This window comes from Stenotrophomonas sp. STEN029 (genome assembly GCF_056760015.1).
The window spans coordinates 14978-29845 of sequence record NZ_JBRREC010000024.1 but is presented as its reverse complement, the minus strand read 5'-3'; the positions used below and the strand labels follow the sequence as shown (position 1 = coordinate 29845).

The 14868-nt window shown below is 63.5% G+C and carries 9 protein-coding genes, 1 tRNA gene and 1 pseudogene; all 11 read left to right on the top strand.

Annotated features, from left to right (window positions below; genetic code table 11):
* The first annotated feature begins 28 nt into the window (after positions 1 to 28).
* The 11 genes and pseudogenes from nuoN to ACVOLI_RS07630 all read left to right on the top strand — a co-directional run bounded on the left by nuoN (position 29) and on the right by ACVOLI_RS07630 (position 14868).
* Entirely contained in the window at positions 29 to 1486 is a 1458-nt protein-coding gene (gene nuoN, locus ACVOLI_RS07680; protein ID WP_282268420.1) for an NADH-quinone oxidoreductase subunit NuoN, read from the top strand.
* Between the two features lie 202 nt (positions 1487 to 1688).
* Positions 1689 to 1765: transfer RNA gene (locus ACVOLI_RS07675), tRNA-Met, on the top strand.
* Positions 1766 to 1962: 197 nt separating this feature from the next.
* Complete coding sequence (rimP, locus tag ACVOLI_RS07670) at positions 1963 to 2550, top strand: ribosome maturation factor RimP (protein ID WP_481534144.1); 588 nt, start codon at positions 1963 to 1965, stop codon at positions 2548 to 2550.
* Between the two features lie 4 nt (positions 2551 to 2554).
* Entirely contained in the window at positions 2555 to 4066 is a 1512-nt protein-coding gene (gene nusA / locus ACVOLI_RS07665) for a transcription termination factor NusA (RefSeq protein ID WP_282268424.1), read from the top strand.
* 95 nt (positions 4067 to 4161) lie between these two features.
* Positions 4162 to 6786, top strand: coding sequence for a translation initiation factor IF-2 (gene infB / locus ACVOLI_RS07660; RefSeq protein WP_481534143.1), 2625 nt, complete (start codon positions 4162 to 4164; stop codon positions 6784 to 6786).
* A 170-nt stretch (positions 6787 to 6956) separates the two neighbouring features.
* Positions 6957 to 7346, top strand: a complete 390-nt coding sequence (rbfA, locus tag ACVOLI_RS07655) for a 30S ribosome-binding factor RbfA (protein ID WP_481534142.1) — start codon at positions 6957 to 6959, stop codon at positions 7344 to 7346.
* 112 nt (positions 7347 to 7458) lie between these two features.
* Positions 7459 to 8370 carry a tRNA pseudouridine(55) synthase TruB gene (gene truB / locus ACVOLI_RS07650; RefSeq protein ID WP_481534141.1) on the top strand — a complete coding sequence of 304 codons (912 nt, stop codon included), beginning with the start codon at positions 7459 to 7461 and terminating at the stop codon, positions 8368 to 8370.
* Between the two features lie 182 nt (positions 8371 to 8552).
* Positions 8553 to 8813: a 30S ribosomal protein S15 gene (gene rpsO, locus ACVOLI_RS07645; RefSeq protein ID WP_057626688.1), complete on the top strand. Its 261-nt coding sequence runs from the start codon at positions 8553 to 8555 to the stop codon at positions 8811 to 8813.
* A gap of 146 nt (positions 8814 to 8959) precedes the next feature.
* Entirely contained in the window at positions 8960 to 11068 is a 2109-nt protein-coding gene (gene pnp, locus ACVOLI_RS07640; protein ID WP_481534140.1) for a polyribonucleotide nucleotidyltransferase, read from the top strand.
* Between the two features lie 719 nt (positions 11069 to 11787).
* Positions 11788 to 14312, top strand: a pseudogene (locus ACVOLI_RS07635) (DNA internalization-related competence protein ComEC/Rec2).
* On the top strand, positions 14206 to 14868 hold the full coding sequence (locus ACVOLI_RS07630; RefSeq protein ID WP_282270584.1) for a MotA/TolQ/ExbB proton channel family protein: 663 nt from the start codon (positions 14206 to 14208) through the stop codon (positions 14866 to 14868). The pseudogene ACVOLI_RS07635 and the gene ACVOLI_RS07630 overlap by 107 nt, the downstream one beginning before the upstream one ends.

Genomic DNA, 14868 nt, shown 5'->3' with positions numbered 1-14868 from the left:
TCGAGAGTATTGATTCCAGGATTTGATGATGACCACGCCGACGCCTCTGCCGTTGACCACGACCGACCTGCTGCCGTTGCTGCCCGAACTGGTAGTGATTGGCGGTGCCTTTGCCCTGCTGATCCTTGATCTGTTCATCAGCACCAGGCACAAGGTCTGGACCCACTTCATTTCGGTGGCGATCCTCGCTGTCGCCTTCATCATGCTGTTGAACGGCGTGGGCGGGCAGGGCGAGGTATTCCACGGGATGTTCATCCGTGACAACGCTGCCGACGTGATGAAAACCGTCGTGGTGCTGGTCAGTGGCCTGAGCCTGATCTACGGCTGGAGCTACCTGCGCGAGCGCAATCTGTACCAGGGCGAGATCCCGGTGCTGATCCTGTTCGCCACTGCCGGCATGATGATCCTGGTTTCGGCCGGCAGCCTGCTGATGGTCTACCTGGGCCTGGAACTGCTGGCGCTGTGTTCCTATGCGCTGGTTGCCAGCAATCGCGAGAACAAGCTCGCGGCCGAAGCCGGCATGAAGTACATCGTGCTGGGTTCCTTGGCCTCGGGCCTGTTGCTGTACGGCATGTCGCTGATCTATGGCGCCACCGGCTCGCTGCACCTGGACGTGATCCACGCGTCCATCGCCCATTCCGATGAGCGCCTGCTGCTGTTGACCGGCGCGGTGTTCATGGTCGCTGGCGTTGCCTTCAAGCTGGGCGCGGCACCGTTCCACATGTGGCTGCCCGACGTCTACCAGGGTGCACCGGCGCCGATCGCGTTGTTCATCAGTTCGGCACCGAAGCTGGCCGCGTTCGGCATGGCCTACCGCCTGCTGGAAATGGGCGTTGGCCCGCTGTCGACCGAGCTGCAGTACGTGCTGGCCGGCCTGGCCGCGTTGTCGCTGGTCATCGGTAACCTGATGGCCATCGCCCAGACCAACCTGAAGCGCATGCTGGCGTACTCGACCGTGTCGCACATCGGCTTCCTGCTGATGGGCATCGCCGGTGGCGGCGAGGCGGGCTATTCGGCCGCGCTGTTTTACGCCATTGCCTACGCCATCATGTCGACCGCGGCATTCGGCGCGATCATCGCGATGTCGCGTGCCGGTTTTGAGGCCGAGAACATCGAAGACTTCAAGGGCCTGAACGCACGCAGCCCGTGGATGGCAGGCCTGGTCCTGTGCATCATGGCGTCGCTGGCCGGTATCCCGCCGTTCCTGGGCTTCTGGACCAAGCTGTCGGTGCTGAGCGCGGCCGTCAATGGCGGCCTGCTGTGGCTGGCGATGGTCGGCGTGTTGTGTGCGGTGATTGGCTGCTTCTACTACCTGCGCGTCATCAAGGTCATGTACTTTGATGAGCCGGTAGGTGAGCCGCTGCCGCGAAACAATGACCGCATCCTGGGTATCGTGCTGGGCGTGAACTCCGTGCTGTTGCTGTTCCTGCCGCTCGGTTTGGGCCCGATCATGGAGTGGATGCGCAATTCTTTTGCACATTTGTAATAAAAAACGTTACAAATCTGCGCGAAGTGTGTATTATTCATCTCCTGAGTTGACGGCCTCACCGCTCAGCGGAAAGGTCGGAACCACTTGATAAGTGGTTCAACCGGAAGGGTTTTTCCGGGTTTCTCCAGCTTCTTGAGAGAAACGCGAAGTAAATAAGTCTTGCATTATCGGCTTGGTTACTTCATAATTCCGCTTCTGATGCGGGGTGGAGCAGTCTGGCAGCTCGTCGGGCTCATAACCCGAAGGTCGCAGGTTCAAATCCTGCCCCCGCTACCAGCTTCGGTCTTTGCAACACGATGTGTTGATGAGGCAAAAGTTGGGCTCGCAAGAACGGCTGCTTCCGTTCTTGCAACCGGGATCCGGTCATCGGATCCAAACGGACAAAGGGCCCATGTGGGCCCTTTGCTGTTTCTGGAAATCAGAAACCCCGGTTGGGTGACAACCGTTCTCTAACTTACGAATCAAGGCTGGCTGTGAGCGACAAGGCTACTGAAATCGCGAATCTGCTGGGCCCCACCGTGCAGGCGTTGGGGCTCGAGTTGCTTGGCGCCGAATATCTGCCGGCCCCGGGCGGCGCAACGTTGCGCCTGTATATCGATGTGCCGCTGGCTGAGCAGCCTGAGCGCATGGTCAATGTCGAAGACTGCGAGCGGGTGAGCCGCGAGGTTTCCGCGCAGCTGGACGTCGAGGACCCGATCAGCGGCAATTACACGCTGGAAGTGTCTTCGCCGGGCGTGGACCGCCCGTTGTTCTCGCTGGAGCAGTTCGAGCGCGCCATTGGTGAATCCGCCAAGGTCGGCCTGAAGCTGCCGCAGGAAAACCGCCGTCGCCTGCAGGGTGACATCGTCGCGGTTGACCTGGAGCAGGGCACGGTGACCTTCGTGGTCGACAACAAGCCCTTCGTGGCTTCGTTCGACAACATCGACAAGGCACGCATCATTCCGGACTGGGCCGCTTTGGGCCTGGCGCCGACCAAACCGACGGGTCCGGCCCCCAAGCAGGGCAAGACCAAGAATAATTCCAATAACGAAACGGCGGCCAAAAAGCCGCGCGCGGAGTGAGCCGATGAGCAAGGAACTTTTGCTGGTAGTTGACGCAGTCGCCAACGAGAAGGGCGTGCCGCGTGAGGTCATTTTTGACGCGATCGAGGCCGCACTGGCTTCTGCCGCGAAGAAGCGTTACGCCGAGGAAGAAGTCCTGGCGCGCGTTTCGATCAACCACAAAGACGGCACCTACGAAACTTTCCGTCGTTGGGAAGTGGTCGCTGATGACGTGGTGATGGAGTCGCCGGACCGCCAGATCCGTCTGATGGATGCGGTGGACGAAGCCGACGGCGTTGAAGTCGGTGACTACATCGAAGAGCAGATTGAAAACCCCGATTTCGGCCGTATTGCAGCGCAGGCTGCCAAGCAGGTCATCGTCCAGCGTGTGCGCGAAGCCGAGCGCCAGCAGGTGGTGGATGCGTGGAAGGACCGCGTTGGCGAACTGGTCACCGGTGTGGTCAAGCGCGCTGAGCGCGGCAACATCTATGTCGATCTGGGCGGCAATGCCGAAGCCTTCATTCCGAAGGACAAGGGCATTCCGCGCGACGTGCTGCGTGCCGGCGACCGCGTGCGCGGTTACCTGGCTGAAGTGCGTTCGGAGCCGCGTGGCCCGCAGCTGTTCATCAGCCGCGCTGCGCCGGAATTCATGATCGAGCTGTTCAAGCTGGAAGTGCCGGAAGTCGGCCAGGGCCTGGTTGAGATCAAGGCCTGTGCGCGTGACCCGGGCGACCGCGCCAAGATCGCCGTGCTGGCCCATGACAGCCGCACCGATCCGATCGGCGCCTGCATCGGCATGCGCGGTTCGCGCGTGCAGGCGGTCTCCAACGAGCTCAATGGCGAGCGCGTGGATATCGTGCTGTGGAACGAAAACCCGGCCAACTTCGTCATCAACGCGATGGCGCCGGCTGAAGTCCAGTCGATCATCGTTGATGAAGAAAAGCATTCGATGGACCTGGCCGTGGCGGAAGACCGTCTGGCCCAGGCAATCGGCAAGGGCGGCCAGAACGTGCGCCTGGCCAGCCGCCTGACCGGTTGGCAGCTGAATGTGATGACCCAGGACCAGGTGACCGCCAAGTCGGAAGCCGAGCAGGGCGTCGCTCGCCAGCTGTTCATGGACAAGCTGGAAGTGGACGAGGAAATCGCCGGCATCCTGGTGTCCGAAGGTTTTGGTACGGTGGAAGAAATCGCCTACGTGCCGGTTGGTGAGTTGCTGGCAGTGGAAGGCTTCGACGAAGATATCGTCGAAGAACTCCGCGCCCGCGCCCGCGATGCGCTGCTCAACGAAGCGCTGGCGGTGGAAGAGGGTGCTGACGGCGGTGTGCCGGCAGCAGATCTGCTGGCACTGAAGGGCATGGATGAGGCGACCGCGTACGCGCTGGCTGGCCACGGCGTGCGCACAAGTGAGGATCTGTCGGATCTGGCTGCCGACGAGGTTCTGGAGTTCGGCATCGAGGGCATGGATCTGGAGCGCGCCGCGGCGTTGGTCCTGGCAGCCCGCGCCGAGGAGATCGCCCGCCTGGAGCGCGGCGAATGAGCCAGCGATGAACAGTGCCCTGAGCCGCTCAGGGCGTAGACTCCGCGCTGCCTTCGTTCGTGACGAGGGGGCGCAAACAAGATCATAGGATCCGAATGTCGCAGCAAACCACCATCCGCAAGCTCGCCGAACTGGTCAACACGCCGGTCGAGAAACTGCTTGAACAGCTGTCCCAGGCCGGGATGAAGTTCAGCGGTCCCGACCAGGTCGTGACCAGTACCGAGAAAGTGAAGCTGCTGGGCTTCCTCCGCCGTTCGCACGGCAAGGAAGAGCAGCCGGCCGAAGACGCCGAGGCCGCAGCCAAGAAGATCACCCTGAACCGCCGCAAGCATCAGGAAGTGACCGTCAACGCCGGCCGCAGCAAGACCACCGTCAATGTGGAAGTGCGCCAGAAGCGCACCTACACCAAGCCGGAAGGTGGCAAGCCTGCGATGACGCCGGACGAAGAGCGCGCGGATATCCTGCGCAAGCTCGAAGAGTCGCGTCAGCGCAACCTCGACGAACAGCGCATGCTGGCCGAGAAGGATCGCGCCCGCGACGAAAGCATCGCTGCCAAGAAGGCCGCCGAAGAAGCCGAAGCCGCGCGCATCGAGGCTGAGAAGGCCGCTGCTGAAGCGGCTGCCAAGGCTGCTGCTGCAAAGCCGGCACCGGAAGTCGAAGCGCCGGCGCCGCGCGCCGCACGCCCGGCCGCTGCTGCACCGGCCCGCGCGCCTGCCCGCGAGGAGCGTGGCAACAACGCCAATGCCAATGCAAAGTCGGGCAAGCGCAACGAAGGTGGGGATGGCAACCGTTTCGGCGGCCAGCTGCACCTGTCGGCGTCTGACCGTGCCCGTCGCGGCAACAGCAGCAATACGAATTCGCGCGGTCGTCCGGGTGCGCGTGCACCGCAGGGCCGCCGCGGCAATGAAGCAGCGCGTAGCGGTGGCGGCAGCCACGCCTTCGAACGCCCGACCGCACCGGTGGTGCGTGAAGTCGCCGTTGGCGACACCATCACCGTCGCCGATCTGGCGCAGAAGCTCGCGCTCAAGGGCGGCGAGGTGGTGAAGGCGCTATTCAAGATGGGCGTGATGGCGACCATCACCCAGACCATCGACCATGACACCGCGGCACTGGTTGTCGAAGAGCTCGGCCACAACGTGGTTCGCGCCAACGCCAACGACGCCGAAGACGCACTGCTGGCCATCACTGGCGCTGATGAGCGCGTGGCGGTGCCGCGTGCGCCGGTCGTGACCATCATGGGCCACGTCGATCACGGCAAGACCTCGCTGCTGGACTACATGCGCCGCACCAAGGTTGCCAATGGCGAAGCTGGTGGCATCACCCAGCACATCGGTGCCTACCATGTGACCACGCCGAAGGGCGTGATCAGCTTCCTCGATACCCCGGGCCACGCCGCGTTCACCTCGATGCGTGCCCGTGGTGCGCAGTTGACCGACATCGTGGTGGTGGTTGTCGCCGCCGACGATGGCGTAATGCCGCAGACCAAGGAAGCGATCCAGCACGCTCGCGCCGCCAATGCGCCGATCGTGGTGGCGATCAACAAGATCGACAAGTCGTCCGCCGACCCGATGCGTGTCAAGAACGAACTGCTTGCCGAACAGGTCGTTGCTGAAGACTTCGGCGGTGACGTGCAGATGGTGGAGATCTCAGCCAAGACTGGCCAGGGCATCGACGATCTGCTGGATGCGATTTCGCTGCAGGCCGAAGTGCTGGAACTGAAGGCCGTGGCCGACGGCCGCGCCAACGGTGTGGTCATCGAATCCTCGCTGGACAAGGGCCGTGGCCCGGTCGCGACGGTGCTGGTGCAGCAGGGTCTGCTGAAGAAGGGTGACTACCTGGTGTGCGGTATCCAGTACGGTCGTGTGCGTGCGCTGTTCGACGAAACCGGCAGCCAGGTTGGCGAAGCTGGTCCGTCGATCCCGGTGCAGGTGCTGGGTCTGTCGGGTGTGCCGGAAGCCGGTGATGACTTCGTCGTGGTTGAAGACGAGCGTCTGGCCAAGGACGTTGCGCAGACGCGTGAAACCAAGCGTCGCGAGTCGCGCCTGGTTGCCACCGCCGGCAGCCGCATGGAAGACATCATGTCGCAGCTGGGCAAGGGCGATGGCCAGCAGGTGCTGAACCTGCTGATCAAGGCCGACGTGCAGGGTTCGGTGCAGGCACTGAGCCAGGCGCTGGTTGCGCTGTCCAACGACGACATCCGCATCAACGTGATCCACTCCGGCGTGGGCGGCATCACCGAGTCCGACGCCAACTCGGCCGTGGCTTCCAAGGCCACTGTCATCGGCTTCAACGTGCGTGCGGATGCTTCGGCCCGTCGCATCATTGAATCCAACGGCGTTGACCTGCGTTACTTCTCGATCATCTATGACGTGATCGACCAGGTGAAGCAGGTGGCATCCGGTCTGCTCGGCGTGGAAATCCGCGAAGAGATCATCGGTATCGCGCAGGTCCGCGATGTGTTCCGCAGCTCCAAGTTCGGCGCGGTTGCAGGCTGCATGATCATCGAAGGCGTGGTGAAGCGGAACAAGCCGATCCGCGTGCTGCGCGACAGCGTGGTGGTGTTCGAGGGCGAGCTGGAATCGCTGCGTCGCTTCAAGGAAAACGTCGAGGAAGTTCGCAATGGTACCGAGTGCGGTATTGGCGTGAAGGCTTACAACGACGTCAAGCCGGGCGACCAGATCGAGTGCTTCGAACGTATCGAAGTGCCGCGCACGCTGTAACGGCTGCGATCGAGGTATCGGGAGTCGGGATTCGCCAAGGCGGGTCCTGACGAGCGGAACCTCCAGCAGCCGGGTCGGGGAATCGCGAGTTGTGGCCGTGGATGCGGTTGCTGCGCGCGGTTCCCTTCCGGTTTCATTGAAATTCACTCTTTATTGCTGATACTTGCCTGATGCCTAAGACTTTCCATCGTACCGACCGTGTTTCTGCGCAGATTCGCCGTGATCTGGGCACGCTGGTGCATGCCGCCGTGCGTGAATTCGGCCTGCCTTCGGTCAGTGTGTCGGACGTGGAAGTTACCCGTGACATGGCCCATGCCAAGATCTTCGTGACCGCGCTGATGCCGGAACGTGCGGATGAGGCGATGAAGGGCCTGCGCGAGCTCACTGTTGAGCTGCGCATGTCGCTGGCCAAGGCGATGAAGTTGCGGCATGTGCCGGAGCTGCATTTCCATTACGACGATTCGGTCGATCGTGGTGAGCGCATCGACAATCTGTTGCGCGACCTGGCGCCACCGCCGGAACCCGAATCCGACGCCGACAAAGGCACCGACAAAGAGTAATCGCAGCAGCCCGTAAGGGCTGTTGTCATGTATGGCCTGTGCGTTGGTGCAGGCGGCTTTCCCGTTTTATGCTCGGCGTGCTGATCGCACGCCAGCCCGCCCATGGTGTTGCATGCGTCCCAGAATCCAATTCCGCCGCCTGGATGGCATCGTTCTGCTCGACAAGCCGGCCGGCATGAGCTCCAACACCGCGCTGCAGGTTGCGCGTCGGCTGTTCCGTGCCGAGAAGGGCGGTCATACCGGTAGCCTTGATCCGCTGGCCACCGGTCTTCTTCCGCTGTGTTTTGGCGAAGCGACCAAGATCGCCGGCTTGTTGCTGGGCTCGGCCAAGGCCTATGACGCCGAGATCCGGCTCGGCAGCACCACCGATACCGATGATGCCGACGGCGCGGTGCTGCGCGAGCGGCCGGTGCCTGAGTTCAGTGATGCGCAGTTGCGGGCGGCCTTGGCCAGCTTGAGTGGCACCATCCTGCAGCGGGCACCGATCTATTCGGCGCTGAAGCAAGGGGGCGAACCGCTGTATGCCAAGGCGCGTCGTGGTGAGGCCATTGAAGCCCCCGTACGCGAAGTGCAGGTGCAGGCGATTGAAGTGCTGGCCCGTGAAGGCGAGCGCCTGTCGCTGCGCGTGACCTGCGGTTCTGGCACCTATATCCGCAGTATCGCCCGCGACCTGGGTGAGTTGCTGGGCTGCGGCGCGCATGTCACCGCGCTGCGCCGGCTGTGGGTGGAGCCGTTCATGGCGCCGAAGATGATCGGCCTGGATGCACTGCGCGCAGTCGCTGAATCCGGCGACGAAGCCGCGCTGCTGGACTGGTTGCTGCCGATCGAACAGGGCTTGAGCCAGTTTGCCCGGGTCGAGCTGGATGCCGCCCAGGCTGCGCGCTTCTGCGTTGGCCAGCGCCTGCGCAATCCGGCCTGGCCGGTTGGCCTGGTGGTGGTTTACGGCGAAGGCGGCCAGCCGCTGGGACTGGGCCAGGTGGAGGAGGGCGGGCGGCTGAGCCCGCAGCGGCGCTTCAATCTCTGAACGGGCAGGAGCGGACAGTACCTTTCAAGTCACTACCGCCTTGTCCCGGATGGTTGTGACCGTTACAATTTTGCGGCCCTAGAAAGGGCAACTGCCCGCCCCGGTGGGCAGCCTATTAATCGGCGAGCTGTGCGGTGCGTCTTGAGACGTTCCTGCTGGCCCCGCATCTGAAGAGAAAAACCATGTCGATCGACACCCAGAAAGTCATTGAAGAAAACAAGCGCGGCGCTGCTGATACCGGTTCCCCGGAAGTCCAGGTCGCCCTGCTGACCGCTCGCATTGAACTGCTGACCGGCCACTTCAAGGAACACAAGAAGGATCACCACAGCCGCCGTGGCCTGCTGCAGATGGTCAATCGCCGCCGTAGCCTGCTCGACTACCTGAAGAACAAGGATGTCGCACGCTATAAAGCATTGATCGAAAAGCTCGGCCTGCGCCGCTAATCGATACCCGCCGCGGCGCAGCGATGCGCCGCGGCTTTGTTTTTAGAGCTTCAAAATCGTAGTAGACCGGCCGGAACCGCCCGGCCAGCCGTTGCCGGCATGGGTTGGCAACGGACCAATCGAAGAAAGCATTTCAAGGATCCCCCGTGGCAAAAATCACCAAAACCTTCCAGTACGGCAAACACACCGTCACGCTTGAAACCGGCGAAATCGCCCGTCAGGCCGGCGGCGCAGTCATCGTCAAGATGGACGACACCGTGTTGCTGGTCACTGCCGTCGCCGCCAAGAGCGCGCGCGAAGGCCAGGACTTCTTCCCGCTGACCGTCGATTACCAGGAGAAGTTCTACGCCGGTGGCCGTATCCCGGGTGGCTTCTTCAAGCGTGAAGGCCGTGCGACCGAAAAAGAGACGCTGATTTCGCGCCTGATCGATCGCCCGATCCGTCCGCTGTTCCCGGAAGACTACAAGAACGAAGTGCAGATCATCGCCACGGTGATGTCGCTGAACCCGGAAGTGGACGGCGACATCGCCGCCCTGATCGGTGCTTCGGCCGCACTGTCGCTGGCCGGTACCCCGTTCAAGGGCCCGATCGGCGCTGCCAAGGTCGGTTACAAGGACGGCCAGTACATCCTCAACCCGACCGTGTCGGAGCTGAAGGAATCGCAGCTGGAGCTGGTGGTCGCTGGTACCGCCAACGCCGTGCTGATGGTGGAATCCGAAGCCGCACTGCTGTCCGAAGACGTGATGCTGGGCGCCGTGACCTTCGGTCACCGCGAAATGCAGAAGGTCATCAACGCGATCAACGAGCTGACCGTTGAAGCCGGCACCAAGCCGAGCGACTGGGTTGCCCCGGCCAAGAACACCGCGCTGATCAGCGCCCTGCAGGAAGCCGTCGGCGGCAAGCTCGCCGAAGCGTTCCAGGTGCGTGACAAGCTGCAGCGTCGTGACGCCATCTCGGCGATCAAGAAGGACGTGGTCGAGACCCTGGCTGGCCGTGTTGCCGCTGAAGGTTGGAACCCGGCCGAGCTGTCGAAGGAATTCGGCGAGCTGGAATACAGCACGATGCGCAACTCGGTGCTGGACACCAAGGTCCGCATCGACGGCCGTGCGCTGGACACCGTCCGCCCGATCGCCGTGAAGACCGGCGTGCTGCCGCGTACCCATGGTTCCTCGCTGTTCACCCGCGGTGAAACACAGGCCATCGTGACCATCACCCTGGGCACCGCCCGTGATGGCCAGGTGATCGACGCCGTTGCCGGTGAGTACAAGGAAAACTTCCTGTTCCATTACAACTTCCCGCCCTACTCGGTCGGTGAGTGTGGTCGTTTCGGTGCGCCGAAGCGTCGTGAAATCGGCCACGGCCGTCTGGCCAAGCGCGGTGTGCTGGCTGTGATGCCGTCGCTGGAAGCCTTCCCGTACACCATTCGCGTGGTGTCGGAAATCACTGAATCCAACGGCTCCTCGTCGATGGCTTCGGTCTGCGGTTCCTCGCTGGCCCTGATGGACGCCGGCGTGCCGGTCAAGTCGCCGGTTGCTGGTATCGCCATGGGCCTGGTCAAGGAAGGCGAGCGCTTCGTCGTCCTGTCCGACATCCTGGGTGACGAAGATCACCTTGGCGACATGGACTTCAAGGTCGCTGGTACCGCCGAGGGCATCTCCGCCCTGCAGATGGATATCAAGATCGAAGGCATCACCGAAGAGATCATGAAGCAGGCACTGCAGCAGGCCAAGGCTGGCCGTCTGCACATCCTGGGTGAAATGGCCCACGGCCTGACCTCCCCGCGTGCCGAGCTGTCGGACTACGCGCCGCGTCTGCTGACCATCAAGATCCACCCGGACAAGATCCGCGAAGTGATCGGCAAGGGTGGTTCCACCATCCAGGCCATCACCAAGGAAACCGGCACCCAGATCGACATCCAGGACGATGGCACCATCACCATCGCTTCGGTGAACAACGCTGCTGCCCAGGCCGCCAAGGCCCGCATCGAGCAGATCACCTCGGACGTCGAGCCGGGCCGCATCTACGAAGGCAAGGTCGCCAAGATCATGGACTTCGGTGCGTTCGTCACCATCCTGCCGGGCAAGGACGGTCTGGTCCACGTGTCGCAGATCTCCAGCGACCGCGTCGAGAAGGTCGGCGACGTGCTGAAGGAAGGCGATGTGGTCAAGGTCAAGGTGCTGGAAGTCGACAAGCAGGGCCGTATCCGCCTGTCGATGAAGGCCGTTGAAGAAGGCGAGGGCACCCCGGCCGAATAAGGCTGCGGTGTTGTATCGCTGAGAAGAAAAGCGGGCCTCGTGCCCGCTTTTCTTTTGCCCGGAAAACAGCAGAAGAACAGCCGCGTAGTGCCGAGCCATGCTCGGCAGAAGCTTTCCCGGACAACCCACCGACCTTGCAGGCACGGCGTCAGCCGAGAAGCAGGTAGTCGATCAGATTGCAGGCAAGGCCAACGTTTCATTGTCGCCAGCTTCGCGGCTGACACCGCTCCCACAAAGCATGGTGCCCATGCAGCCGTAGTGCCGAGCCATGCTCGGCAGAAGCTTTCCCGGACAACCAACCGACCTTGCAGGCGCGGCGTCAGCGGCGAAGCTCGCAGTCGATCGGATTGCAGATATGGCCGGCGTTTCACCACTGCCAGCTTCGCGGCTGACACCACTCCCACAGAGCATGGTGCTTGTGCAGCCGTAGTGCCGAGCCATGCTCGGCAGAAGCTTTCCCGGACAACCCCCCGACCATGCAGGCGCGGCGTCAGCCGCGAAGCAGGTAGTCGATCAGATTGCAGGCATGGTCAGCGTTTCATTGCAGCCAGCTTCGCGGCTCATGCCGCTCCCACAAGGCAATGATGGGGCGCCCCGGCGCAGCATGGTTGCGCTCGACAGCCGTGACCCACTCTTCCTGACCTGCCACCACCTGCTTCCTCCGATGGAAGGTGAGCACAAGCCTGCCAGCATTCCCCAAGGCGCAAACGGGGACGGATATGCCAGCTCAGCGAAACGCGGGTGACGCGCTTCAACACCACTCAACCCTCGCCTTCGCCGGAAAAGCCGTAGCGGCATGCTTTATGGCCGGTATCTGTGCGGCCATTCTGGCTCCGGCCTTGCCGTCAACGTGGGTGCGCTGGGCGGCATTGTCCACGGGCGTGCTGTTGTGGTTCACAGCCCCGCGTTGGCGCTGGCTGGGGGCAGCGCTGGCCGGTTTGGGCTGGGCTTTCCTGCATGTGGGTTGGGGCCTGGAACAGCAGCTGGCCGCACGCCGGGAGGCGCAGGAAATCACGGTGACAGGCGTTGTAAGCAGCCTTCCCCAACACGAGGTTCGTCGCACGCGTTTTCAACTACGCCTGGATGCAGAAGCCAGCCTTCCGCCAGACCTGCGGGGCGAGACGGTGCAGGTGTCCTGGTACGACGACTTTGGTGCAACAACGCCCGGTCCGCGGCTGCACGTGCACGCGGGCGAACGTTGGCGGTTGAACCTGCGCCTGCGTGCGCCGCGCGGGCTGGTCAATCCCGGTGGCTTTGATGCCGAGCGACATGCCTTGGCACAGGGCATTGCCGCCAGCGGAGTCGTGCGCCAATCGCCTGCACCACAACGATTGGAGGCTGCTGCGGGCCTGGGCGCATGGCGTGAACGCATGGCCGCGCGGATCGCGGCGCAGGTGCCGGCTGCATCTTCGCGCTATGTGCAGGCCTTGGCGCTGGGCGACACACGCGGTCTCGGCGAAGGCGACTGGCAGGTGCTGCGCGCAACCGGCCTGACCCATCTGATTGCGATCTCGGGCTTCCACGTCGGCATGGTTGCACTGTGCGCAGCGTGGTTGGTGGCTGGACTCTGGCGCTTGTTGCCGTGGTGCGGCCGATATTGCCCACGGCCGCAGGCGGTTGCCCTTGGTGCGTTGCTTGGGGCCACGACGTATGCGGCGGTGGCCGGGTTTGGTCTGCCAACGGTGCGCACCGTGCTGATGGTTGCGGTGGTGGTGCTGGCACGGCTTGGCCGCAGGCCGGTCGATGTGGCTGGCGCCTTGGCGTTGGCGGCCTTGGCTGTGCTGTGGCTGGCACCGTTGTCGGTGCTGACCGCTGGCTTCTGGCTCAGCTTTGCCGGGGTGGCGTGGTTGCTGTGGTGTCTGCCCGAGCGCGCGCATTGGCTGCGCAGTTTTCTATCCGCGCAGCGGGTGGCGACGTTGGGACTGTTGCCGCTGACCGTGATGCTGTTCGGCCAGGCCTCGGCGATCGGTCCGTTGGCCAACCTGGTCGCCATTCCCTGGTGGAGCCTGGTGGTGGTGCCGCTGGCGCTTGTCGGTACGGCGCTGGAAGCGATATGCAGCGGCGCGGGCGGCCTGGCCTGGCGGGCCTCGGCATGGTGCTTCGATCTGAGCTGGCCGTTGTTCCAGATGCTGGGCAGTGCTCGCTATTCATTGTGGTGGCTGCCTGAGCCGGCGTGGTTCGCCTTGCCTCTGGCGCTGCTCGGCGCCGTGTGGCTGTTGTTGCCGGCCGGGGTTGCGGGCAAGGGCCTGGCGGTGTTGCTGTGGCTGCCGCTGTGTCTGCCATGGCGCGACAGGCCCGGGCCGGGTGAGTTCGAGCTGGTCACGCTGGATGTCGGGCAGGGTTTGGCAGTGTTATTGCGTACCCGGCACCACGCCTTGCTGTTCGACACCGGGCCGGCGGTAACGGACGGTTTTGATGCCGGCGAGCGGGTAGTGGTGCCCGCACTGAGAGCCTTGGGTGTACCGCGCTTGGACCGGCTGGTGGTCAGTCATGGCGATCATGATCATGCTGGCGGACTGGCGGCGGTGCAGGGTGTTCTACCGCCTTCGGAGCTGTTGATGCCGCCGGGACTGGCAGTGGGCGCAGCTGCTGCAGCGGCCTGTGAGGCAGGTCAGGCATGGCGATGGGACGGGGTGCTGCTTGAGTTTCTGCATCCGACGCCAGGTTTTCCCTATCTGGGCAATGAATCCAGTTGCGTGTTGCGGGTCCAGGGCGCCCATGGAACGGCGTTGTTGACCGGCGACATTGGCGAGGTGATCGAGCAGCGCCTGCTCAAGCACGTGCCGGCAAAGCTGCGCGCGGAGGTGGTGCTGGTGGCACATCACGGCAGCGGCGGATCCTCCAGCCATCGCTTCGTGGCGGCAACCGACGCGCGGCTGGCGCTGATCTCCAGTGGCCACGGCAATCGTTTTGGTCACCCGCGCGGTGACGTGGTGGCCCGCTGGCAGCGCTCCGGGGCCGAGGTGCTGACCACGGCCGGCAGCGGGGCGCTGCACGTCTGGTTGGGCAGGCAGGGCTTGCAGCTGCGCGAGCGCAGAATCTGGCGCTCAAGGTCATGGGATGCCGCTGAGCGGGCGCGGGCGGCTGCTATCCTATCTGACATCAAATACGCGGCCACGGCGCCGGAGGGTTGAAACGTGTGGGAATTGGTCAAAGCCGGCGGATGGCCGATGGTGCCGTTGCTGTTGTTGGGCGTGCTGGCGCTGGCGATCGTCCTGGAGCGTTTCTGGAGCCTGCGCCGTAACGAGGTGCTGCCGCCAGGCCTGGGCCAGGAGGTCCGCAACTGGGCCGCGCGCGGCAAGCTGGATGCTTCCCATATTGATTCCCTGCGTGCCAATTCGCCGCTGGGCGCGCTGTTGGCTGCTGCGCTCGAAGCGCGCAATCGCCCGCGTGACCAGATCCGTGAGCGCATTGAAGACACCGGTCGCCATCTGGTGCACCGGATGGGGCGCTTCCTCAATGCACTTGGCACCATCGCCTCGGCTGGCCCGTTGCTCGGCCTGTTGGGTACGGTGGTCGGCATGATCCAGATGTTCCTGGGCATTCTCGATCACGGCGTCGGCGACGTCGGCCAGCTTGCTGGTGGTATCGGCAAGGCGCTGGTGTGTACCGCGACCGGCATGATGGTCGCGATTCCGGCCTTGATGTTCCATCGTTACTTCCGTGGCCTGATCGATGGCTACGTGATCGAGATGGAGCAGGAAGCCAGCGCGCTGCTGGATGCACTGGATGGTCGCCCGGCGGTCATGGCGGCCAGCAAGGCCGCCGCGCCGCGGCCGGCGGCAACCGAGAAGGCCTGA

What these genes read in the sequence shown, in the direction of transcription:
- truB (WP_481534141.1), top strand. Translation starts at nt 7,459, where the DNA reads ATGCGTCCCAGAATCCAATTCCGCCGCCTGGATGGCATCGTTCTGCTC.
- nusA (WP_282268424.1), top strand. Translation starts at nt 2,555, where the DNA reads ATGAGCAAGGAACTTTTGCTGGTAGTTGACGCAGTCGCCAACGAGAAG.
- infB (WP_481534143.1), top strand. Translation starts at nt 4,162, where the DNA reads ATGTCGCAGCAAACCACCATCCGCAAGCTCGCCGAACTGGTCAACACG.
- nuoN (WP_282268420.1), top strand. Translation starts at nt 29, where the DNA reads ATGACCACGCCGACGCCTCTGCCGTTGACCACGACCGACCTGCTGCCG.
- rbfA (WP_481534142.1), top strand. Translation starts at nt 6,957, where the DNA reads ATGCCTAAGACTTTCCATCGTACCGACCGTGTTTCTGCGCAGATTCGC.
- rpsO (WP_057626688.1), top strand. Translation starts at nt 8,553, where the DNA reads ATGTCGATCGACACCCAGAAAGTCATTGAAGAAAACAAGCGCGGCGCT.